17 protein-coding genes are annotated in these 24,079 nt (G+C 55.4%); 6 read left to right on the top strand and 11 right to left on the bottom strand.

Translation table 11 applies throughout. The features are described from left to right. The first annotated feature begins 110 nt into the window (after positions 1–110). Complete coding sequence (gene zapE / locus R8G34_13105; protein MDW3223804.1) at positions 111–1,169, top strand: cell division protein ZapE; 1,059 nt, start codon at positions 111–113, stop codon at positions 1,167–1,169. Here the strand turns inward: zapE and R8G34_13100 are convergent. From R8G34_13100 to R8G34_13085, 4 genes are read right to left on the bottom strand one after another with little or no spacing between them, the layout of a single operon-like run. After that, complete coding sequence (locus R8G34_13100) at positions 1,166–2,437, bottom strand: folylpolyglutamate synthase/dihydrofolate synthase family protein (protein MDW3223803.1); 1,272 nt, start codon at positions 2,435–2,437, stop codon at positions 1,166–1,168. The genes zapE and R8G34_13100 overlap by 4 nt on opposite strands. Further along, complete coding sequence (accD, locus tag R8G34_13095; protein MDW3223802.1) at positions 2,434–3,384, bottom strand: acetyl-CoA carboxylase, carboxyltransferase subunit beta; 951 nt, start codon at positions 3,382–3,384, stop codon at positions 2,434–2,436. The genes R8G34_13100 and accD overlap by 4 nt, the downstream gene beginning before the upstream one ends. Before the next feature lie 58 nt (positions 3,385–3,442). After that, positions 3,443–4,342, bottom strand: a complete 900-nt coding sequence (locus tag R8G34_13090) for a type II CAAX endopeptidase family protein (GenBank protein ID MDW3223801.1) — start codon at positions 4,340–4,342, stop codon at positions 3,443–3,445. A gap of 12 nt (positions 4,343–4,354) precedes the next feature. Beyond that, positions 4,355–7,444: an ABC transporter transmembrane domain-containing protein gene (locus R8G34_13085; protein MDW3223800.1), complete on the bottom strand. Its 3,090-nt coding sequence runs from the start codon at positions 7,442–7,444 to the stop codon at positions 4,355–4,357. 206 nt (positions 7,445–7,650) lie between these two features. Between R8G34_13085 and ilvD the strand changes: the two genes are divergently transcribed. Further along, a complete protein-coding gene (ilvD, locus tag R8G34_13080) occupies positions 7,651–9,414 on the top strand; it encodes a dihydroxy-acid dehydratase (protein ID MDW3223799.1) in 1,764 nt (587 codons plus the stop codon). 567 nt (positions 9,415–9,981) lie between these two features. On the opposite strand, the gene R8G34_13075 is transcribed toward ilvD, so the two are convergent. The 4 genes from R8G34_13075 to R8G34_13060 all read right to left on the bottom strand — a co-directional run bounded on the left by R8G34_13075 (position 9,982) and on the right by R8G34_13060 (position 16,969). Further along, a complete protein-coding gene (locus R8G34_13075) occupies positions 9,982–11,319 on the bottom strand; it encodes a S41 family peptidase (protein ID MDW3223798.1) in 1,338 nt (445 codons plus the stop codon). A gap of 6 nt (positions 11,320–11,325) precedes the next feature. Next, the gene (locus R8G34_13070) at positions 11,326–12,456 is read right to left on the bottom strand and encodes a peptidoglycan DD-metalloendopeptidase family protein (GenBank protein MDW3223797.1); all 1,131 of its coding nucleotides are present in this window, start codon (positions 12,454–12,456) and stop codon (positions 11,326–11,328) included. Next, positions 12,453–13,970, bottom strand: coding sequence for a 2,3-bisphosphoglycerate-independent phosphoglycerate mutase (gene gpmI / locus R8G34_13065; GenBank protein MDW3223796.1), 1,518 nt, complete (start codon positions 13,968–13,970; stop codon positions 12,453–12,455). Before gpmI ends, R8G34_13070 begins: the two co-directional genes overlap by 4 nt. A gap of 107 nt (positions 13,971–14,077) precedes the next feature. Next, complete coding sequence (locus R8G34_13060) at positions 14,078–16,969, bottom strand: error-prone DNA polymerase (protein ID MDW3223795.1); 2,892 nt, start codon at positions 16,967–16,969, stop codon at positions 14,078–14,080. 131 nt (positions 16,970–17,100) lie between these two features. Here R8G34_13060 and R8G34_13055 point away from each other — a divergent pair, with 131 nt between their 5' ends. The 3 genes from R8G34_13055 to polA all read left to right on the top strand — a co-directional run bounded on the left by R8G34_13055 (position 17,101) and on the right by polA (position 21,140). Beyond that, a complete protein-coding gene (locus R8G34_13055; protein MDW3223794.1) occupies positions 17,101–17,568 on the top strand; it encodes a DUF1203 domain-containing protein in 468 nt (155 codons plus the stop codon). A gap of 78 nt (positions 17,569–17,646) precedes the next feature. Continuing rightward, the gene (locus R8G34_13050) at positions 17,647–17,826 is read left to right on the top strand and encodes a zinc-finger domain-containing protein (protein MDW3223793.1); all 180 of its coding nucleotides are present in this window, start codon (positions 17,647–17,649) and stop codon (positions 17,824–17,826) included. 512 nt (positions 17,827–18,338) lie between these two features. After that, positions 18,339–21,140 (top strand): DNA polymerase I, encoded by a 2,802-nt coding sequence (gene polA, locus R8G34_13045; protein ID MDW3223792.1) that lies wholly within the window; start codon positions 18,339–18,341, stop codon positions 21,138–21,140. Positions 21,141–21,152: 12 nt separating this feature from the next. On the opposite strand, the gene R8G34_13040 is transcribed toward polA, so the two are convergent. From R8G34_13040 to R8G34_13030, 3 genes are all read right to left on the bottom strand, one after another. After that, positions 21,153–21,383: a DUF2798 domain-containing protein gene (locus tag R8G34_13040; GenBank protein ID MDW3223791.1), complete on the bottom strand. Its 231-nt coding sequence runs from the start codon at positions 21,381–21,383 to the stop codon at positions 21,153–21,155. Positions 21,384–21,480: 97 nt separating this feature from the next. Then, entirely contained in the window at positions 21,481–22,245 is a 765-nt protein-coding gene (locus R8G34_13035) for a TIM barrel protein (GenBank protein ID MDW3223790.1), read from the bottom strand. 176 nt (positions 22,246–22,421) lie between these two features. After that, complete coding sequence (locus tag R8G34_13030; protein MDW3223789.1) at positions 22,422–22,997, bottom strand: DUF1285 domain-containing protein; 576 nt, start codon at positions 22,995–22,997, stop codon at positions 22,422–22,424. 68 nt (positions 22,998–23,065) lie between these two features. Between R8G34_13030 and R8G34_13025 the strand changes: the two genes are divergently transcribed. Further along, on the top strand, positions 23,066–24,073 hold the full coding sequence (locus R8G34_13025) for a MoxR family ATPase (protein ID MDW3223788.1): 1,008 nt from the start codon (positions 23,066–23,068) through the stop codon (positions 24,071–24,073). Positions 24,074–24,079 lie beyond the last annotated feature (6 nt).

Raw genomic sequence — 24,079 nt, 5'->3', positions numbered from 1 at the left:
CACTAACCGGGGGTCAGAGCGCGTCAATCCAACAGTTGTGATGTCGACGTCACCAATTCCGATGGATCTACAGGCTTTCCCCGCCCCCATCTGCAAGCTATTGAAAGGTCATGGAAACGCTCGGCGACATATATCAAAGCCTTGTTGAGGCAGACACGTTGCACGCTGATGATGCGCAACTGACTGTTTTACCGGAATTCGAGCGCATCCGTGCAGCTCTAAATGCGCCTGTCAAAAAAGGGCTTTTTCGCAAAGCGCCTGAGCCGCCTCAGGGGCTTTATCTATGGGGTGGTGTCGGGCGTGGCAAATCCATGCTGATGGATTTTTTTGTGGAGCACCTTGGAAACGTCCCCGCCCGGCGCGTGCATTTCCACGCTTTCATGCAGGAAATCCACTCAGCGATGCATGAGGTCCGTAAAACCGGTGTCGAGGACGCGATTGCGCCGGTCGCAGCCGATGTCGCTGCCTCCGTGCGACTTTTGGCCTTTGATGAAATGCAGATCAGTGACATCACCGACGCAATGATCGTGGGCAGGCTGTTCCAGGCGTTGTTTGCGGATGGCGTCGTTGTGGTCACCACCTCCAACCGTGTGCCAGACGAACTCTACAAAAACGGGCTGAACCGTGATCTGTTTTTGCCGTTCATCGCACTGATCAAAGAGAAAATGAATGTGGTCGAACTGGCCAGCCCGAAAGATTACCGGCAAGACCGGCTGAAGGGACAGCAGGTCTATTTTACGCCCATCAATGGTGAAGCCCGTGTGGCCATGAATACTGTATGGGACGATCTTGCGGGTGGGCCGGGCACGCCCTTGATACTCAAGGTAAAGGGGCGCGAGGTTGAACTGCCCGCCTTTCGAAACAGCGTGGCTCGGGCAGGGTTTCACGACCTTTGTGGCAAGTCGCTGGGTCCCGCAGATTTTCTGGCGGTGGCTGAGGCGGTCAAAGTCTTGATGATCGACGGTATCCCGGCGCTTTCGCGCGATAACTTCAATGAAGCAAAACGTTTTGTGACTTTGATTGATGCCCTCTATGAAGCCAAAGTGCGGCTGATCTGTTCCGCGGCAGCAAAGCCGGAGATGCTCTATCTGGAGGGCGAAGGTACCTTTGAATTTGAACGCACAGCCTCGCGCCTGCGCGAAATGCAATCTGAAGGTTGGGGCCTCTAATCTGCGCGCAGAACGGACCCCGCAAGGTAAAGCGATCCGCAAATCAGGATACGCGCCTCTGGCGTGTGGGTCGCAATGTCGGATAAGGCGTTTTGCACGTTCGATGCGGTGTGGGCGTCAAAGCCCGCGCGGCGGGCGGCCTCTGCAGTCAAATTGGCAGGTAATGTGTTGACCTCATCCGGAATGGAGATCGCGATCAGACCATCGGATATCTCCGCCATTGGTCGCAAATATCCGTCTATGTCCTTTGTGTTGAGCATCCCGCAAATCAGGTAGGTCGGACGTTTGGGCAGGCTACGCAGATGCGCCGCAAGAGCCTGACCCGCCGCAGGGTTGTGTCCCCCATCGAGCCAGATTTCAGCCCGCGGCGCGGCTTTTGTGCAGAACCCGGTTCCGAGCCGCTGCATGCGCGCGGGCCACTCTGCCCTGCTCACCGCCGCTTCGGAAACTTCGGATCCAAAACCCAAATGGCGCAGGACGGCGATAGCTGTTCCCGCATTCATCATCTGGTGCTCCCCCGGCAGGTTCGGGCGCGACAGGTCAAGTAAGCCAGTGTCATCCTGATAGGTCATGCGGTCGCGATCCGGTCCAACATGCCAGTGCTGACCATAAGCCACCAAAGGTGCCGATGCCCGCTCCGCAACGTCTTCAATGACAGCAAGACCTTCCTCCTCCTGTCGCGCCACCACACACGGCACGCCACGCTTGATAATGCCTGCCTTTTCAAAGGCGATTTTGTCGATGGTGTCGCCCAGAAATTGTTGGTGGTCGATGGAAACCGGTGTGATGGCCGTGATCTTTGGGCGCGCGATCACATTGGTTGCATCCAGCCGCCCGCCAAGGCCCACTTCCAGCAGCGTGAAATCCGCCGGCACGCGCGAGAACGCCAGCAAGGCAGCGCAGGTTGTAATCTCAAAGTAGGTAATATCCTCGCCACCATTGGCGGCATAACACTCATCCAGCACTGCCGTTAGATCAGCCTCCGAGATCAATTTACCCGCGACCCGAATGCGTTCATGAAACCGGGCAAGATGCGGGCTGGTGTAAGCATGGACACTATGCCCTGCCGTCTCCAAACCTGCACGGATCATGGCTTGGGTCGACCCCTTACCATTGGTTCCAGCGATATGGATCACCGGTGGCAAATCGTCTTGCGGATTGCCCAGAGCATCCAGCAAACGCCACATACGGTCCAAAGTAAGATCTATGATCTTTGGGTGCAGAGCCATCATCCGTTCCAAGATAACGTCCGATGTCGTGACGCTCATTTTGGGTCAGAGTCGGTGGCGGACGGCGCGCTGCTTTTGGATGGGACTGGCGATACTTCCGCAGGTGCCGGAGGTGGCAGATCGCCCCGCACCGCGGGCGGCAGACCCAACAACATGCGGGTGATGGAAATCAGCTCGTCACGCATCTTTCCGCGCGGGGTCACGCGGTCCAGCATGCCATGGTCCAGAAGATACTCCGCACGCTGAAAGCCTTCGGGCAGCTTTTCGCGGATCGTTTGTTCAATCACCCGCGGCCCGGCAAAACAGATCAACGCATTAGGTTCAGCAATGTGCACATCCCCCAACATCGCATAGCTTGCGGTCACGCCCCCCGTCGTTGGATGTGTCAGCACAACGATATAGGGCAACCCGGCCTCTTTCAGCATCTGAATGGCCACGGTTGTACGTGGCATCTGCATCAGGCTCAAAATACCTTCCTGCATGCGCGCACCACCAGCCGCGGAGAACAGGATCAGCGGGCGTTTCAGTTTCACGGCTTCCTGTGCCGCCGCAATGATCGCATTGCCCACATACATCCCCATGGACCCGGCCATGAAATCGAAATCCTGCGCTGCTGCAACGATGGGCGTTCGTCCGATTTCGCCTGTCACGACCAACATCGCTTCAGCTTCGGCCGTTTGTTTTTGCGCCGCTTTCAATCGATCCGGATATCGCTTTTGATCCCGGAAGTTCAACGGGTCGGGTTTGGGTGCTTCCACTGTGACGTCGGTAAAAATGCCACCATCAAAAAGCGCGATAAAGCGATCGCGCGCCGTGATGTGCATATGGTGATTGCAATTGGTGCACACATTAAGATTATCCGACACTTCGCGGTGAAACAGCATGGTGCCACATTCGGGGCATTTGGTCCAAAGGTTGTCTGGCGTCTCGCGACGCGAGAAGATCGAATTGATCCTTGGCCGGACGTAGTTGGTGATCCAATTCATGTGGCTATCCTTTGGGGTCCCTTACGCTCTAATTAGTCCCGACGCAGGCAAAGTGCAATCAACGCCGAATTGCCAGGCGCGCAGCGAGCCAGCTGACGATCATGAACCCGAAGTCAACAGGTAACCATGCGCGCACTGCGTCACTGTCACCCATGGAAAACGGACTTAGATAGAGGGCGAGGCCCGACAGATTGTCAGGCATTGATATGATCAGAATCGCGACAACATTGTTGATAAAATGCACAATGATTGCAGGACCGAGCGTTCCGGCGCGCGCCGTTAGATCCGCCATCAAAATCCCAAATACAACCGCCCAAATCGCAATTGCCGTGGCATTCGGGCCGGCCTCTTCCGGCATATAGTGGCCAAACCCAAACAAAACCGCTGGCACCAGCATCCAGATCAGCGGGGAACTGAACCGCGCCGCCAATTGCTGCTGAATGTAGCCCCGAAACAGAACTTCCTCTGCGCTGACTTGAATGAGCACCGCAGTCAAAGAGATCGGCAATAGTATCAGCCATGTGCCCAAGTTCATATTGGATACAAGCGGGGCACCCATATCCCAGGGCGGCAGGATCCAAACCACGAGATTGATCAACAGCAGAATGGCGAGCACCGCCCGCATTTGTGCAAAACAGGTTGCCCGATCACCAAAGACATCCGCAAATCCGCGTTTGTGCGCAACCCTCAGAGCAATCGCCACACCGAGTATCATGAACCCAAAACTTGCCAGCAAAATAAACATGGCAAGGGGCGTTGAACCCGCGACCAAAACCTCCGAAAAGGCCGGCGCGTTGTTGCCCTGCCACGTGTAAAGCGTGCGAAACATCGTCTGGTTGCAGATCAGGTAAACCCCTGATGCGATGATCAGACCTATGATCAATCGCCAGACCTGCGCGGTTTCCCGGACCGGGTTCAGCAACTGCTCATGCGGGCGGTATGCGTCGCGCGAAAACATCGGCCGCTCCCCTTACGCGTCCGACTTTGCATCGGTCTGGTTCTCCAGAGGCACACTCACACGCGCATCTCTCAAGAGTTCTGCCGCACCGGTCAAATGTCCCGCGACAGTGCGCAAGAGGTGCATGAGAACGGCCGGGTCGGTCTCGATAACAGACCTGAATTCTTCGGCTCCAATCCGCAAGAACTTGCTTTCCTCCAGCGCGACCAAATCGAGTTGGCGGGTCTCCTCAAGGATGATGGACAAATCGCCTATCAGGCGACCCGGTTCAACGGTGCCTATGTCATGCCATGTGCCATCTTCATCGTGATACCCCATCAATGCGGAACCAGACAGACAAAGATATGCGGCATCTGCACGCTCTCCGCGGCTGAAGATCCGCTTGTCTTTCTCGACTTTGTACCACTGTGCCGAGAATGCCAGTAGTCGCTGACTGCGTGAATCCAGGTTGGCAAACAGATCTGTACGTGAAATTACCCTGATCTTGCGGCGCAGATCATCTGATCCGCTGTCTTCGTTATCGTGCGATTCTGGCTGTTCAACACCATCTATTCGACCGTTTTTGATCTCGACGAACATATCATAAGCTGTTGGGTTCTCAAATTTGTCTTCGAGGAAAACCATGGTGGCTTTGGGCAGCAGATCTCGCAATTTGGCTCGTGTTTGTTTTCGGTTATTCGCATCATGACTGGCCAAAACCGTATCCAGTATAAGAACATCCGGACGTTTGATACCCGCGCGGCTGAACGCGGCTCGTTCCTGAAATACACTTGCCAAATTCGTGCCGCCCAGACCTGTTCTGATGTCAAGGATGGTTTCTGAAACCTGACGCTTCAGATCGTGTTCTGCCAGCACTTCTGCAACTAAGTCTTCGATCAATTCACCCTGTACGCCAGCAATCGCCGAAATCCGACCGTAAAGCGCATTTTCCATCAAGGTGAGACGCGGCAGGTAGTTTTCCATGGCGACAGGCACAAACAACCCTTTCATTCCTTCGCGCATTTCCTTGCTTTTTGACCGGCGTATCTCCAGGATTTCCTGTTTGAAGCTTTCCGGAAAACCCGGTCCGATCTGCTCAGCGGTGAAGGCAAAGGGCACGGTAAGCAAGAGCGAGAATTCTTCCTCAGTCAGGGCCTGATCGCCCTTTTCATGACGGCGCGTAGCAATATCCACCAGCCTTTCATAAAGGTCTTCTTCGATACCAAGCGCCGTGAAAAGCGGGTGGTTAGTCCCGTCCATGCCAAAAGTCTGGTGCAGTGTTTCGATCAGTGTTTGCGAAATAGCGATGCCTTGTTCAGCAAGACCAAGCTCGGAAATCAACGCCAGAAAACTGCGTTCCGCCGCAAGGCCGCGTTGGGAGATATCCCGTTTAGGCGAGGCAAACATCAAGTTCCCGCCAAGCGGGATGGAAGGGTTGAATTCCTCCGGGTTGAACCGGTTCACATAGCCGTCAAGGTCGCGCCCAACAAGCTTTTCATAGACTTCCTCGCGCAACGCAACCACAGAGGCGGCAAGCTTGCCATGTATTTCCGGGTCTATCCGTGTTGTGAGCATCCGGCGAAACATGAACTCATCAAGTCCCATGGCTTCAACCAATTGGAACCACCAGCCGCGGATTTCTTCGGCAGTATTCAACCCCGCCAATCCGGGGTCAATCCAGTCGGCCTGCATGCTGTCATGACTGTTGCCGGACCGTTCGGCCTCGATGGTTTTTCTATCCTTTTTATTTGGGTCCCACAAAACTGTTTTCGGGCTCGTTTTTAGTGGCATCAGGAGGTTGTCTCCCAACGTGCCGTCAAAAAGATAGGGTCTGGAATGAGCATATCCGATGCGTGCAGCGATCACCGACTGATGCAATTCCGCCAGATCACGCCCTGCGATCGTGACACTGCCGCGTGCGGGCATGACCTCCCGCGTCAGAACTTCGGCCAGTGCGGTACGTTCAATCTGACTACCGGCCTGAATGGCAACGCGCGCGCCAGCCGGTATTTCCAGGTTGATATTCTCAATAACGGCGTTCCCGTCAGAATTGCGCACGGTCACGTTCTTGATCGAAATCGCGCCTTCCAGATGGGGTATCTCATCCGGCTGACCTTCCATCAGTTTTTCATCAATCATGCCTTTGGGCGCAAAACGCTCGGTTACGATCTCCCAGCGCAGCGACATGTCTTGCACCTGGTTGTAGTAAGCCAATAGCTCTTTCCAGGGAGAGCTCAGATCTTTGTAAGCGGCCAGCGCCGCAACAAGCGCCCCAACAGTGATTTCGCCCTTGATTGCCAGATACCCCCCTGCCGAGTAGAAAAAGAACGGCGTGAGTTGTGTGATGAAGTTGTTTAGAAACTTCATGAAGAACTTTTTCTGGTAAATCTGAAAACGTATTTCGAAAAGACGCCCGAGACGATCCGTAAAACCGGCCAGTCGGAAACGCAGACCACCATTTGTACGCAAGTCGCCAATACCGGCAGCCGTTTCACCAATCTCGGATGAAAACCGCCGCACTTCAACGATACGTTTTTTGTTCAACTGGTTGATCTGACGCTGCAGGATCGGAATGATATAGGCCTGCAGCGGGATCAGGGCGACACCGGCAAGACCAAACCAGATGCTTTGGGCAAAAAGAAACACCACGATGATCAACATTTGTCCTGCCTGGAAAACTGGCTGTGCGACCGCGTCCCCCATCAACCCACCCATCGGCTCCGCCTCGGATGTGACCATCGAAACCAGTTCACCCTGACTGGTGCTTCGGAAATATGCGCGGGGAAAACGCGTCATGCGCGTAATCAATCGGTACCTGAATCGCCGCAAAAGCCGTTCCGCCAACACGCCTTTCATCGTATTCAGACGCATTTTGAGCAACCCGTGCAACAAAACTGCGCCCAGATAGAGAAAACACAGCGCCATCAGAAATTCCGTTTGGGTCAGCGTGTACCCCAACATGTCAATGCTGTTGTCCTGCGCACCAATGGCGTCGTTGATAATGCGCTTGGGCAGTTCCAACGTCGCGTAGAGAAATGGAAATGTGAACAGCGTAAAGAACAACAGAAACAGTTGTTCCCGTTTGGAAAACTTCCAAATAAACGCGAAAAGAGAGGATTCCATTGTACGGCTTTCGGTATGGGGCTGGAATAGAAGCCACGGCGGGTCGCCAAAGCGCACTGTCGTGCGGCTTCACTCAACTTAAGGCCGCGGAATTACCAATACAAGCGCGCAAATGGTCAAAGGATGTGCACATCTGAACCCTAGAGCCTTGCAGCCCCATGGGCTGTTGGATATTCCGGATGCAAGAAATCTTGAAGGAATGCTCCATGTCCAGCCAGCGCATTGATAAATCCCGCCTGCCAAGTCGTCATGTGACCGAAGGGCCCGCGCGCGCGCCCCACCGGTCCTATTACTATGCCATGGGTATGACGGACGCGGAAATTCACCAGCCGCTGGTAGGTGTCGCGACATGCTGGAACGAAGCCGCGCCCTGCAACATCGCACTCAACCGCCAGGCACAGGCCGTTAAAATGGGTGTGAAACGTGAAAGCGGCACGCCACGCGAATTTACCACCATCACCGTAACCGACGGCATCGCGATGGGTCACGAGGGCATGCGGTCATCACTGGCCTCGCGCGAGGCCATTGCGGATACGGTTGAACTGACCATGCGTGGACATTGCTATGACGCGATTGTGGGCTTGGCAGGCTGCGACAAATCCCTTCCGGGCATGATGATGGCAATGATCCGCCTCAATGTGCCGTCGGTGTTCCTTTATGGCGGGTCAATCCTACCAGGTCGCGCGCCCACCGGGGCCGCCGTTCCAGCGGAATTCGCCAACCGCGATCTCACGGTACAGGATATGTTCGAGGCCGTGGGACGCCAGCAAAGCGGATCTCTGACCGAGGCCGAATTGGAAATACTGGAGCGTGTGGCCTGTCCGTCGGCCGGTGCCTGTGGTGGACAATTTACGGCCAACACTATGGCCTGTGTATCCGAGGCAATTGGCCTGGCATTGCCCAATTCTGCTGGTGCGCCCGCGCCTTATGAGAGCCGCGATGCCTATGCGGAAGCCTCCGGTGCCGCAGTGATGAACCTGATTGAAAAGAACATTCGCGCGCGCGATATTGTAACCCGCCAATCGCTGGAGAATGCCGCACGTATCGTTGCGTGCACTGGGGGGTCTACCAACGCAGGTCTGCACCTGCCCGCGATGGCGCATGAGGCGGGTATTGATTTCTTCCTGGAAGACGTTTGCGAGATCTTCCGTGACACCCCCTATTTCGTAGACCTGAAACCGGGCGGCACTTATGTCGCCAAAGACCTCTATGAAGCGGGTGGTGTGCCGGTTGTGATGAAAGAATTGCGCAAGGCTGGTCTGATCCATGAAGACTGCATCACGGCCACCGGATATTCTATTGGCGAAGAGATCGACAAAGTCTCGCTCGAAGCAGATGGCCGCGTCATTTACTCCGTTGAGACCCCGCTATCGAAAACCGGCGGCGTGGTGGGCCTCAAGGGGAATCTCGCCCCCGAAGGCGCCATTGTGAAAATCGCAGGTATGGAACCGCAGCATCAGTTGTTCACCGGTCCCGCGCGCGTTTTTGAATGTGAACAGGATGCGTTTGATGCCGTCCAGAATCGTTCTTACGAGGAAGGTGACGTTTTTGTCATCCGCAACGAAGGCCCGGCAGGCGGACCAGGCATGCGGGAAATGCTTGCCACCACGGCGGCCCTCTCTGGTCAGGGTATGGGCAAAAAGGTTGCGCTGATTACGGATGGGCGTTTTTCCGGTGCGACACGCGGATTCTGCGTGGGACACGTGGGGCCGGAGGCCGCGCATGGCGGGCCCATCGCCCTGTTGAAAGACGGTGACATGATCACACTGAATGCCATCGAAGGCTCGATTTCGGTTGCCGTTTCTGATGAAGACATGGCCGCACGCAAAGCCGAATGGGAAGGACCACGTCCAACCATATATGGTGCCGGCGCACTCTGGAAATATGCAAAGCTGGTTGGTCCAACCTATATGGGCGCGGTCACGCACCCCGGCGCCAAGGAAGAAGGCCATGAGTATATGGACCTCTAAAAGGCTGACGCTCTGCGCTTCTTGAGTGAAGTGCCGGGCGCCAAAGCGACCTTGCGTGTTATTTTAAAACCGGCGTCGATTTATCGATTTGCCGTGAATAATCGTACATCTCAGTCCTGCTTGTCTCCCGTCACTTCGCAGGGTCCTCGCGGTTTGAAACCCATCACGCGTGTTTGAATTTTGGACTGACGGTGGTCGGCACAATCCTGTTTTGTTTTTTGTCATCAACGAAAAACTCGCAGGGAGTCCACGTTGAGCGACTGCTTTTAGCAATGGGCCTACCTGCCGTCGTTCCAAACCAACGTGAGAGCAAAGAGAATAGTCCGACGGGTCAAGATTAAAACATGAGCCGTGGCTGGTCAGTCAGCCAGACTCCTTCCAGCCGTTCAGAACCACGCACAACGACGCAGCAAGCAGAAGGCATATTTCTCGTCAAAGCATTTGATCTTTACGATAAATCTATGCGTGAAAATTATATCAACATTGAAGCATATGTCTGTCCAGGGCCAAAAAAAGCCCCGCCAGAAAACTGGCAGGGCTCCCTGATAGCGCATATGAACGTTGCTCTTAGTCGACCGGCACCAAAGCGTTGAGACCCTTAAGGATATCAATGGCGTAGGCCAGTTGGTAATCCTCTTCGCGCAAAGCGGCTGCCGCCTCTGCTTTGGCACGATCTGCCTCGATTTGCTTGATCTCGTCTTCCGTCAGGCTGTCGTTGTTCAAGCTGCCGCGCAAATCCGCCTCCGAACGCAAGGAACGCGGTGAATTCTCTTCCTCTTCTTCAGTGTCTGGCGCGCGGCGCGGTTGCTCCACCACAATGTCAGGGGACACACCAAGTGACTGGATGGAACGGCCGGAAGGCGTGTAGTACCGCGCGGTCGTCAGGCGCATGGCACCATCTCCGCGCAGTGGCATGACCGTTTGGACCGACCCCTTACCAAAGCTTTTCGTACCAACGACAATTGCGCGGCGATGATCCTGCAAAGCACCCGCGACAATTTCCGATGCGGAGGCAGAACCCCCGTTGATCAGCACCACAATCGGTTTGCCTTCGGCCAGATCACCTGCAGTCGCGTTGAACCGCTCTCCGTCCTGGATGTTGCGACCCCGTGTGCTGACAATTTCGCCCTCTTCGAGGAAAGCATCGGAGACCCGGATCGCCTGGGTCAACAAACCGCCGGGATTATTGCGTAAATCCACCACGATCCCATTGATATTGTCGATCCCGCCTGCAGTTTCGAACTGTTCTTTGAGACCCGATTGCAGATTGGTATACGTCTGGTCGTTGAAAGTCGTTACTCGCAAAACAACCGTCTCGCCTTGGGTTCTTGTTCGTACCGCCGTCAGTTTAATAGTGTCGCGGATGATCGATACGTCAAAGGGCTCTGTTTCACCCTCACGCACAATTGTGATCAAAATTTCTGACCCCACCGGTCCGCGCATCATATCCACGGCTTCGTCCAAAGTCAGACCCAAGACGGAATCGCCGTCGACATGAGTGATGAAATCACCCGCTTCGACGCCCGCCTCATCCGCGGGTGTGCCGTCAATTGGCGAGACAACTTTCACAAAGCCTTCTTCTTGCGTCACCTCAATGCCCAAACCACCGAACTCGCCACGTGTCTGCACGCGCATCTGGGCCGCGTCATCCGGAGAAAGGTAGCTGGAGTGGGGATCAAGCGATGTCAGCATGCCATCAATGGCCGCTTCGATCAGCTCGCCAGCTTCGACCTCTTCGACGTATTGCGCACGGATACGCTCAAATATATCACCGAACAGATCCAGCTGTTCATAGACACTACTCGACTTTGCCGATTCCTGCGCAAGCAACGGGCCTGCGATCTGTGTTGTGGCGATGACACCCGCGACAATGCCGCCTGCTGCCGCCATGGCAAATTTTTTCATTTCTCTCTATCCATCCTTATCGGTTCGGAACCAGAGGCTCGGGTCCTCGGGTGAGTTGTCCTGTCTTACCTCTATATAGAGCGTTTCTGAACGCTCGACGCCAGTGTCATCACCATCTGTTGAAAGTTCTGGCCGGTTTTTTGCCGCAGAGTCGCCCATAAGCCCCAATGGCGCGCCCGCGTCAATGACCTCTCCTGCCACAACGTAAACGGTATCTAGCCCTGCGAGCACAAAAAGCACACCTGCCTGAGGTTCAAGAATCACCACCTGATCCAGATCCAGCAGCGGCCCGGTGTAGCGAATTGTTGCGCTTACTGGTGTTGTGACAATGGCACGAGGCAAAGTCGCCATTATAATCCCCGGACGCGCAATTCCGGCGGCATCGACCTCACCCGCCGCGCGCAACAAAATGCCATGCACGGGAAGCGGGAGTTCCCCTTTGTTGCTCTCCATCGACGCGGGCGCAATGGTCTCTCCGTCCAGCACAATCTGGTCCAGCCCCTCGGCAAAGTTTTCGAGAGTTTCAGCTGATGCGATCAGGATCGCCTCTCGCACAGGGTCATTTGTGAAGCGTTTCGGCAGTTCGGTGCGTTCGGCAATGGCCTGATTGAGCGCCGTGCGCGCTTGCTGAACCTCGCTCAGGCCTGCAAGAAGACGGTCCTCAGCATCAGTTTGGATCGCACGCAAAGTCTTCAAGTCATTCAGGTCCCGTCGCAGATCAGCGGCCTGCGCATTCAGTGCCGGTGTGATCTCTGCCAACAGCATTCCAGCCCTTGCAGTTCCTGTCGGACCGCCAGGATGGAGCAAGGCGACGGGAGATGGCCGTGCCCCCATCTGTAGCAGCACAACAAGCAAGTCCGCTATTTCGGCGTCCCGGGAATGTAATTTCGCACTGAGTTGCTGTTCGCGCACCGCTGCATGACGCAAACCACTGCGCAAAGCACTCAACCCTTCTTCAAAAGCCTGAATCGTGCTGGTCAGCGCACGAATGCGGTCACGCGCTGACCCAGCCTCGTCCAATTGCGTGGAAGCCGTTTCCAACATCTCCAGCGCGGCACGGGCGCGTTCAGCATTGTCCTGCTGCGCCGAAATTGCAGAAGGAACAAAAAACGCGGCAATGAGAATAAGCCACTTCATGACAGCAGGCATTTTCCAGTCATTTCCGTCGGCACATCAAGCCCCATCAGGAACAGAACGGTCGGGGCCAAATCGGCTAACCTTCCGTCGGAAACCTTTGCGCCTTTTGGGCCGCCGATCACCACGACCGGAACCGGGTTCAAGGTATGAGCTGTATGAGGGCCGCCCGTTTCAGGATCAATCATCATGTCGCAATTGCCATGATCTGCCGTCACGATCATGGCCCCGCCCACAGCATCCAGCGCGCGCAATGCCTGACCAAGCCCTTGATCCACTGCCTCACAAGCCTTCTTGGCTGCTGCTAGATCGCCTGTGTGACCTACCATATCCGGGTTGGCGAAATTCACCACGATCAGGTCGTACTGCGCTTTGATCGCAGAAACCAACGCCTCGGTGACCTGATCTGCAGACATTTCCGGTTGCAGATCATAGGTGGCAACATTGGGTGATTTGGGCATCTTGCGATCTTCACCAGCAAAGGACACTTCTTCACCGCCGTTCAAAAAGAACGTCACATGGGGGTATTTTTCCGTCTCTGCCAACCTGAACTGGCGCAAACCCTTCTGTGCAACCCAATCGCCCAATGTGTTGACGATCTCGGGTTTTGGATAAACGACAGACATGTATTTCGAGTGTTCTTCAGAATATTGCGCCATTCCCATCAAAGCCGCCCAGGTGGGTCGTGCACCGGTATCGAAGGCGTCGAACGCCGGATCCCCGATGGCTGCCATGATTTCGCGCGCACGGTCCGCCCGAAAATTCAGGCAAAACAACCCATCGCCATCCTGCGCGCCCTCAAATCCCTCCAGAACAGTTGGTGCGATGAACTCATCGGTTTCACCACGATCATAGGCGGCCTGAACTGCCTCCCGCGCGGTGCCTTCGTGATTTCCCTCGGCCCTTACAATTGCTCCATACGCCTTGCTAACGCGGTCCCAGCGGTTGTCGCGATCCATCGCATAATAACGACCCGTCACTGAAACGATGCGCACGGTGTTTGGTAATTCCGCCTCAAGCGTTTCAAGATAGTTGAGCGACGATTTAGGGTTCACATCGCGACCATCCGTAAGCGCATGAATGAGTACAGGTACATCAGCTTCATCCAGCGCCTTGGCGGCCGCGATCATGTGAGTAAGATGCCCATGCACACCCCCATCAGAGACGACACCCATCAAATGCGCTGTACCGCCGGTTTCCCGCAATGTTTCGATAAAGGCACGCAAACGCTCGTTTTGTGTAAAGCTGCCTTCTTCGATCGCCAGGTCAATTTGTCCCAAGTCCATGGCCACAACACGACCTGCACCGATATTTGTGTGGCCCACTTCGGAATTGCCCATCTGCCCTTTCGGCAGACCTACGTCAGGACCAAAAGTTGTGAGCGTCGCGTGGGGACAGCTATCCATGAGCCGGTCCATGGTTGGTGTATTAGCAAGGAAAGGCGCATTTCCCGCACTGCTTTTGCCGATACCCCACCCATCCAGAATGCATAACACCACAGGTCTACGCGTTCTCATCTGCTCTTCTCCTCTGACGGGTTTGCGATCTTTTAGCCGTTTGCGCCTAAAGGGTGAACCTCTTTTACAGCACGTCCCAGTTTTTGATCTACAAACGTGGCCCCCTCCTAAGGGGCAGTTGTTAGCAGCGGCCGTAAAAGCGCCAACGGATGGGCCTTGAGCGTCAGGCGCATTGCGACATAATCCTCCACCACTTCTTCACCCAATGTCATTTCGGGCAGCAGGGCTGCGGGTTCATCAATCGCTTCCCCGTCAATGTCATTGGAAAAAAGCGGCAAAGGCACACCGGGCACCAGCGCCTTGGACTCCCACAGGGCGTCGCGACGGTTAAGCTCGATCCCTGCAAAAACATCCGCCTCCGCCAGACGCACCACAATGCCTGGCGCAACACCGGACCGACGCCAGACATCCCGCACGCTGCGGTACCCGTTGCCACGCGCAGCAGTCAGCCATGTGGAATCCTCCTCGCTGATGCCTTTGATCTGACGGAAGCCCAGCCGCAGCACCAAACCACCCTGCCCATCCGGTTCCATCGTATTGTCCCAAAAACTGGCGTTAATGCAGATGGGGCGCACCTCGACGCCGTGTTCACGGGCGTCCCGTACAATCTGCGCTGGGGCGTAAAAGCCCATGGGCTGGGAGTTTAGCAGAGCGCAGGCAAAGATGCCCGGATGATGGCATTTGATCCAGCTGGACGCATATACCAATAATGCAAAACTCGCCGCATGGCTTTCGGGAAACCCGTAGGATCCAAACCCTTCGATCTGGGAAAAGCAACGTTCCGAGAAATCAGCGTCATAGCCTTTGCGCGCCATACCCCGAAGAAAAAGTGTGCGGAATTCGCTGACGTTCCCATGTTTTTTAAAGGTCGCAAGCGAACGGCGCAGGCGGTCGGCCTGATCCGGGGTAAAGCCTGCCCCGACAATCGCGATCTGCATCGCCTGTTCCTGAAACAGCGGCACACCCAGTGTCTTGCCCAGCACCGCGCCCAATTCGTCCGAAGGGAAGGACACCTCCTCCTCTCCGTTCCGACGACGGATGAACGGATGCACCATGTCGCCCTGAATGGGGCCGGGCCGGATAATCGCAACCTCGATCACCAGATCATAGAAACACCGTGGGCGCATGCGGGGCAGAAAATTCATCTGCGCGCGCGATTCGACCTGAAACACACCGATGCTGTCTGCGGCGCAGAGCATATCGTAAACGACCGGATCCTCAGGTGGCAGGCTTGCAAGGGTATGGCTGGCGTTGTGGTGCGTTTTCAGCAAGTCAAAGGCCTTGCGGATACAGGTCAACATACCAAGGCTGAGCACATCAACCTTTAAAATGCCCAGAGCCTCGATATCATCCTTGTCCCAACAGATGACTGTGCGATCCTCCATCGTGGCGTTTTCGATTGGCACCAACTCATCTAGGCGCCCTTCGGTGATGACGAACCCCCCGACATGTTGGGAGAGATGCCGAGGGAAACCGTTGATTTCATAGACCAACGCCAGTGTCTGTTGCAGACGTTTATCGCTTGCATCCAACCCGATCTCGGCCATGCGTTCAGCCTCGATCCCCTTGGTGGAAAAGAAACCCCACAACTGGGAAGACAGCGCTGAAATGGTGTCCTCCGTGAGCCCCATGGCACGACCGACCTCGCGGATTGCGCGTTTGCCACGATAATGCACGACAGTGGCGCACAGCCCGGCGCGGTGACGCCCGTAACGTTCATAGATGTGCTGAATTACCTCTTCACGGCGCTCGTGTTCAAAATCCACGTCGATGTCGGGAGGCTCGTCGCGGGCCTCCGAGACGAAACGCTCGAACACCATCGTGCCTATTTCAGGGCTGACGGAGGTGACGCCCATGCAATAACACACCACCGAGTTCGCCGCGGACCCGCGTCCCTGACACAGGATATCGCGGGAGCGCGCAAAGGCCACGATATCGCGCACCGTCAGGAAATAGGGTTCGTATTTGAGTTTACCGATGAGGTTCAGCTCGTGTTCGAGGAGTTTGTGCACCTTTTCGGAGGCACCATTCGGATAGCGCCATTTCAGACCTTCATAGGCCAGGCGGCGCAAACGTTCAGCAGGGGTCTCTGTCCGGGTGCCTTCGGAAGGATATTCATAGCGTAGCTCGTCCAGCGAAAACGTCAGGTTTTGGGAGAGAGCAACCGTACGATCCACAGCCTCTTCGAAGCCTTTGAAGAATCTTCGCATCTCTGTCTCTGAGCGCAGGCGTGCCTCGCTGTTGGGTAGCGCGTTTCGGCCAAGATCATCGATGCGACGGCCCAATCGGATGGCCGCAACAACATCCGCCAGTTTGCGCCGCGCACCGTGGTGCATCAGAGGTGCCGCACTTGCCAGGGTCGGCAGATTAAGCCGGGTCGCCTGATCACTTAGCGCCATAAAACGTTCAGAATCGCGGCCATCATAATGCGGCACCAAACCGATGTGTACTTTGCCAGCAAAGCGGCGCGCCAACGCTTGCGCTGTTTGGACCCATCCACCTGCGCCGCGCGGTGATGTTTGCGTCTGTGGCCAGAGCACCAATTGCAACGCCTCGCCCTCCTCCAGAAGGTCGTCAAGTTGCAAATCACAGCTGCCTTTCTTAGCCCGCAACCGTCCTTTGGAAAGCAAGCGGCACAACGCGCCCCATCCTGCACGTGTTTCAGGTAAGGCGGTAACCGGACAGGCGTCTGAAAAAACAAGCCGGGCAGCAGGGATCAATCGGGGCCGGACATAAAGCAGGCTTTCAGAGGCACTGAATCCTTTGGGGATCGGCGGGCCGATCATTCCGTTTTTCGCCTCCCAGGCCTGACGCTCTCCTACCTGCCTGCAAATTTCCCGCGCCCGTGCATGTGCCCGCACGATTCCCGCAACAGAATTCTCATCCGCAATCGCAATGGCCTGCATGCCCAAGGCCGCCGCGCGGGACATGTATTCCTCTGGATGCGAAGCCCCTTTCAGGAAAGAGAAGTTCGAGGTGATATTGATCTCGGTAAACATGATAAGCACATACCATATTCACCTTTTGTTCTAATTTGGAGTCCTTTTCGAAAGCGCATCATTCGGGTCGATTCATCGCCGCAAAAAAGGTCACTCTCCCCATGAAAAACCTGAACCTATAGGAGAGAAAAATGTCACTTTTCATTGCATTAGAGACTGAAATGGTCCGCCATTGGCAAAACGGTGGCACCGATATTCACGGCCAAAAGCCAGAGCGCAAGATCTCAACCGGGCCCGGCACACCCTGTCGTCATTGCCTGAAAGACGTGCCAGAGGGCGAAGCGATGCTGATTCTCGCGCACCGCCCGTTTGAGGGCGTGCACGCCTATGCCGAGACAGGCCCTATTTTCCTCTGCGCCAAACCTTGTACACGGGGGGGCGGCTCAGACGATTTGCCTGAAATCTTGACGACTTCGCCGGATTATCTGCTCAAAGGATACTCCACGGACGAACGCATTGTATATGGAACAGGCGAGGTCGTCGCGACCAAGGCAATACAAGACAAAGTCGCCGAGGTTTTCAAGAATCCTGATGTTGCTTTCATCCATGTTCGATCGGCGCGAAACAACTGTTACCAGGCCCGTATTGAAAGAGATTGATAAGATCGCTGCCGGATGGGCTTGCTCCAACCTTGCGCTTTGGTCATAACGGGCAGCGCAAAGCCATAGGACTCGCCCATCATGCAGCAACCGCCAGAGACCAGAATTGTCGACAGTTTCCGCATTGCCTGTGACGGCGGCGAGGGCGCGCTCGGTCATCCGCGCGTTTGGCTGCAAATCCCGAAAGACACCGGGTGGGTAGAATGTGGCTATTGCGATTGCAAATACGTCCACAAGGATTATGCGGACAAAGTCTGAGTTATCGCTAGCACTGAATTTGCGCAGGTCAGGTTTCCGTCTGGCTTTTCCGGATCAATCGCCAGAGACTGTTTGATCTTGTTGCCCGTCCTTGCCTCCGGCTTTGATCCGCCTGTCAAGAGACCGCTGCTCGTGGTTGCGCCTGGTTTGGGATCCCTATAGGTGAAATAGGCGATCCCCTTGCGGCAATCGCCACAAGAAAAATTCGACTGACCGACAGCCAAAAAGTTTCGAAGGACCGGGCGCCCGGAACACAAATTGCCAGCATTTGTTCGAACACTCAGCGTTCCTTCGGTCCGCCCCCGAAGCGCGCCCAGTGAAAAAACAGACCTGTTCACCGACGCACCCAACAAACGCACGCAAATCTCGGAAACATCCACATCAGTCTGGCAACCAAATCCGGTTGGAACTTAAGCAAAAACACTTGTGGCACAAAGGGTGATTGCAGCGCCTGCCGCGATACGGGATAACATCTGTGACGTTCCATAAACCGATGATGAGGGTATCCTAATATGAACACGACATTCGGGAAAGGCCATCACCTTCATCTGATCGACGGCTCCGCGTTCATCTTTCGCGCCTATCACGCCTTGCCCCCCCTGACGCGTAAGTCAGACGGGTTGCCGATTGGTGCGGTTTCGGGATTCTGCAATATGCTGCAACGCTATGTCGAGACCAACACCGGTCCAGATGCGCCGACACATGTAGCCGTGATTTTTGACAAGGGCAGCCATACTTTTCGCAATGACATGTACGATCAATACAAAGCCAACCGCGAGGCCATGCCTGAAGACTTGCGCCCACAGATCCCTTTGACCCGCCAAGCAACAATTGCCTTCAACATTGCCTGCGAGGAAAAAGAGGGCTTTGAGGCTGACGACATCATTGCAACTTTGGCGGTTCAGGCCCGCGCGGCAGGCGGGCGGTGTACGATTATCAGCTCAGATAAAGACTTGATGCAATTGGTCGGCGACGGCGTCGAAATGCTGGACGCGATGAAAAACAAGCGCATTGACCGGGATGGCGTGTTCGAGAAATTCGGCGTTTATCCTGAGCGGGTTGTGGATGTGCAGGCGCTCGCCGGTGACAGTGTTGACAACGTCCCAGGCGCGCCAGGGATCGGGATCAAGACAGCGGCTTTGTTGATCAATGAATACGGTGATCTGGATGCGCTATTGGAGCGCGCAGAAGAAATCAAACAGCCCAAACGCCGCGAGACTCTGATCAATCATGCGGAACAAATCCGGCTGTCACGCCGCCTTGTGCTGCTGGATGAAAACACTCCGCTCGATTTTACGTTGGATGATCTCGAAGTGCGGGAACCGGATGCGGATCTGCTGATGCCATTCCTTGCGGAGATGGAGTTCCGCACTCTGACAAAGCGGATCGCGGATCAACTGGGCGTCGAACCCCCGGCTATTGATGACACGCCCAAACATGCGCCGGAAGCGCCCGAAGTGGCGGATATTCCATTCGACAAAAGCGGGTATTCCAAAGTGAGTTCGGGTGCGGAACTTCAGGATTGGATCGACCGCATATATGAACGCGGTTGTGTGGCTGTGGATACAGAAACCACGGGCCTGAATGAAATGACTGCCGATCTGGTGGGTGTGTCGCTCTGTGTGGAGGCGGGACAGGCGTGTTACATCCCACTGATCCACAAGGTGCATCGCGGCGATGATCTATTTGGGTCAGATGATCTGGCCGAGGATCAGATGGCCCTGTCTGACGCCATAGACATGCTCAAACCTGTGCTGGAGGATCAATCGATCCTGAAGATCGGGCAAAACATGAAGTATGACGCCAAGATTTTCGCCCAAATCGGGATCAATGTTGCGCCCATCGACGACACCATGCTGATGTCTTACGCGATGCACGGCGGGCTACACAATCACGGCATGGATGCGCTGTCGGACCGATATCTCGGGCATACGCCGATCCCAATAAAACCCCTGTTAGGCTCTGGTAAGTCCGCGATCACCTTCGACAAGGTGCCACTGGAGGACGCTGTGCCCTATGCGGCAGAAGACGCGGATATTACCCTGCGCCTGTGGCAAAGGTTCAAACCAATGCTGCACCGGGCGCAGGTTACGCGGGTCTATGAAACGCTGGAGCGTCCTTTGGTGCCGGTGTTGGCGCAGATGGAACAAACTGGCATCAAGGTCGATCGCGATACGCTGTCGCGCATGTCCAATGCGTTCAGTCAGAAAATGGCCGGTCTGGAAGACGAGATCTACACACTTGCCGGACGCAAATTCAATGTAGGTTCTCCCAAGCAGCTGGGCGAAATCCTGTTTGACGAAATGAGTCTGGAGGGCGGTAAAAAGGGCAAAACCGGGGCCTATGCGACCGGTGCTGATGTTCTGGAAGACCTTGCTACAGAACATAAATTGCCAGCTCGCGTGCTTGACTGGCGGCAGCTGTCCAAGCTGAAATCCACCTACACGGACGCGTTGCAGGACCATATCAACCCCGATACCGGGCGCGTACATACGTCCTATTCCATTGCCGGTGCATCTACGGGGCGGCTCGCCTCCACCGATCCAAATCTGCAAAATATCCCGATCCGAACCGAGGAAGGACGCCGCATTCGCGAAGCCTTTGTGGCCGAGGAGGGCAAGACGCTGGTCGCGCTGGATTACAGCCAGATCGAGCTGCGTATTCTGGCTCATATTGCAGATATTGAGGCTCTAAAGCAGGCCTTCAGAGACGGTCAGGACATTCATGCAATGACCGCTTCCGAAATGTTTGATGTGCCGATGGACCAAATGACCCCCGACATCCGGCGCCGCGCGAAGGCGATCAATTTTGGGGTGATCTATGGCATTTCCGGTTTTGGGCTGGCGCGCAATCTACGGATTCCGCGCAGTGAGGCGCAGGGTTTCATCGACCGGTATTTTGAACGTTTCCCCGGCATCCGGACTTATATGGACGACACCAAAGCCTTTGCCAAAGAACATGGATATGTTCAAACGCTTTTTGGGCGTCGCATTCATACGCCCAACATCGGGGCCAAAGGGCCGCACGCCGGTTTTGCAGCCCGCGCGGCGATTAATGCGCCCATTCAGGGGACGGCAGCTGATGTTATTCGCCGCGCCATGATCCGGATGCCTGCGGCCATCGCTGACTTGCCCGCCAAGATGCTGTTACAGGTGCATGACGAGCTGCTTTTTGAGGTGGAGAATGGGGCCCAGAACGATCTGATCACCGCTGCGCGCACGGTCATGGAAGGTGCTGCCGACCCGGTTGTCAAATTAGATGTCACACTCAGTGTTGACGCAGGACAAGGGCCAAACTGGGCTGTCGCGCATTAGTAAGGTGGGTATCTACGCTTCTTGCCGCACCAGTTTGGATACGATCCGGCGGGCAATTGGCGACACGCATAACAAAGTTGGATAGGCGACGGACCAGCTGGGCAACCAGTTGGAAATCCAAACCATGAAAAAATCATCAATCAGGCCGAGACTTCGATAGGTCGCGATCCCAGACACCATGAAAGACATCAAACCCGACAGGATGAAACCATAGACAAAATGTTGGTATCGAGCGGGAATCATCGCAAGCCTCCTTTGGCATCGGCGCAAACATAAGATGCCAGAAAGGGGATTACATGCGCGTTAACGCACATATCACCCGCAGCTTAGGCGAACGGCATCAGGGTCGCAGCGCATGCAGCCATGACAGGCTGTCTTCGGTCTGCGGCCCCGGAGTATATTCTGCGCTGACCCAGCCCGCATAACCATCCGCCTTCAAGCGGTCGAAAAATGCATTGAAATTGACGTCGCCCTGTCCTGGTGTTGTACGATCCGGTGCGTCACCGATTTGGATGTGTCGCACCAGCAATTTGTGTTTTTCGTAAACTTCGAGCGCGTCGCCGTGGATGGTTTGCGCGTGAAAGGTGTCAAACTGCAAAGCAATGTTCGAAATCCCGAGTTCGTTCAGAATATCCGCGGCTAATTCATAGTCATTCAGATAATAACCCGGCATGCTTACGGTATTGAGCGGTTCCAGCAAGAGCGTCATATTCTCAGGGACTTGTTCCGATGCCCAGCGCAGGTTTGCGATCAGAGTTTCCCGTGCCTCCGTACCCTCCGCCGCACCGGTCATGACGTGCAACATGGGCACGCGCAAAGCCTCACAATACCGAAGTGCGCGGCGCAAATCGAAACGGAAACGGTCGTCCAGTTCCGGTACGGCCGCAAAACCACGCGCACCACCGGTATAATTGGGTGGGGGTGCGTTGATCAAAACCATCGGCAGGCCAGATTTGAGCAAGGCGCGCTGAGTGTCTTTGGCCGGCATGTCATATGGAAACAGAACCTCCACACCTTCAAATCCGGCCTCCGCAGCGGCATCAAAACGGTCGAGATAGGGGATTTCGGGCCATAAGTGGCTCAGGTTGGCGGCGATTTTGAACATACGACCTCAACGATACTGCTCCTCAAACCTTAAGGTTGAGGTCGCTCAGACCCAAGAGTGTGCCATGATTTCGTTCTAAGGTGAGAAAAAGCGGCATAATCCGTTGCAGATAGGTCACTCGCAGCGTCACGCCTCAGAGGTTACAAATAGCGATGCCCCTAAGTGGCCTCCAGTTATCAGGGCAATTCCGCACTTGGGATAATCTGAAAAAACGTGCCACCGGACCAAACCCCGAACCACCCTTCATGATGCTCTCCAAGGTCGACCAATCGATAGAAACTCTTTCGATCAATCAAAGCTTCGAGGTTGGCACGCACCAGCACATAAGGCGACGGTTCACCCGTTTCAGCATCCTTCACGACGCGAATCGGCAGCTCCCTGCCCGCGACGACTTCATCGCCAACATGGGTACTAAAGGTCAGAACCTGATCCTCGCCATCGCCCGTTGCTTCAAAGTCCACCGCCACAAATGGCGCGTCATCCACCGTGATTCCGACTTTTTCAACCGGCGTTACCAAGAAGTATTTTTCATCCTCTCGTTTAAGAATCGATGAAAATAACTTGACCAATCCGGGCCGTCCAATCGGTGTTCCTTGATAAAACCAGGTGCCATCCCGCGCGATGCGCATGTCAAGATCACCGCAAAAAGGCGGGTTCCACAGGTGCACGGGCGGCAAACCGCGTGTTTTTACAGCAGTTAATGAAGCTGCAAGGCCTTCCGCCGAGGGAGTCACGGTTTTTTGTCCACTCATTGCTTTTGCCATTTCCCTTGAGCACGATAGAGTTACATCAAGCATATAATCCTTTGGAGCACGTTGTCATGAGTGAAGCAGAAGACATGGTCGCAGATATCGAAGCGCTCGGCGAAAAGCTGATGGCGGCCAAACAATCGATCACGCAAAGGTTCATCGGTCAGGAACGTGTCGTCGAACTGACTTTGACCGCGCTGCTTTGTGGTGGGCATGGCTTGTTGATCGGATTGCCAGGTCTGGGCAAAACGCGTTTGGTGGAAACGCTCTCAACTGTCATGGGGCTGCATGGCAACAGGGTGCAGTTTACACCCGATCTGATGCCTGCCGATATTCTGGGTTCTGAAGTCCTGGACACCGCACCGGACGGCAGCCGCGCTTTTCGCTTTATTGAGGGCCCGATCTTCTGCCAGTTGCTGATGGCGGATGAGATCAACCGCGCCAGCCCCCGGACCCAATCCGCGCTTTTGCAGGCGATGCAAGAAAAAACTGTCACTGTAGCGGGCGAAAACCGCGTACTCGGTGTGCCCTTCCATGTGCTTGCGACCCAGAACCCGATTGAGCAGGAAGGGACTTATCCTCTTCCCGAGGCGCAACTCGACAGGTTTCTGGTGCAAATTGATGTGGAATACCCCAATCGAGATACCGAACGCGACATCTTGTTGGCGACGACCGGAGATACAGAAGCTGCATCTACAGAGATATTCACCGCCAGCGAACTATTGAAGGCGCAGCAGCTATTGCGTCGGATGCCGGTCGGCGAAAGCGTTGTCGAAATGATACTCGATCTGGTCCGCGCCTTTCGTCCTGATGAAGAGGGCGTTTCCCAACAAGTGCGGGAAACCGTTGCATGGGGTCCGGGACCACGCGCCGCGCAGGCCTTGATGCTGACCGTAAGGGCGCGGGCATTGCTGCAAGGGCGCCTTGCACCTTCTGCAGAGGACGTTCTTGATATGGCGCGACCCGTTCTCAGTCACCGTATGGCCCTCAATTTTGCGGCACGGGCACGAGGCGACAGCTTGGCCGGTTTGATTGACACCACAGCCATGGAGCTCGCCGGCACGAAGGCCGCCGCGTGAGCGCAT

Source organism: Paracoccaceae bacterium, assembly GCA_033344815.1.
Taxonomy (GTDB): domain Bacteria; phylum Pseudomonadota; class Alphaproteobacteria; order Rhodobacterales; family Rhodobacteraceae; genus Roseobacter.
The sequence above is the reverse complement of the archived record's forward strand: the minus strand, read 5'-3'. Positions and strand labels throughout refer to the sequence as shown.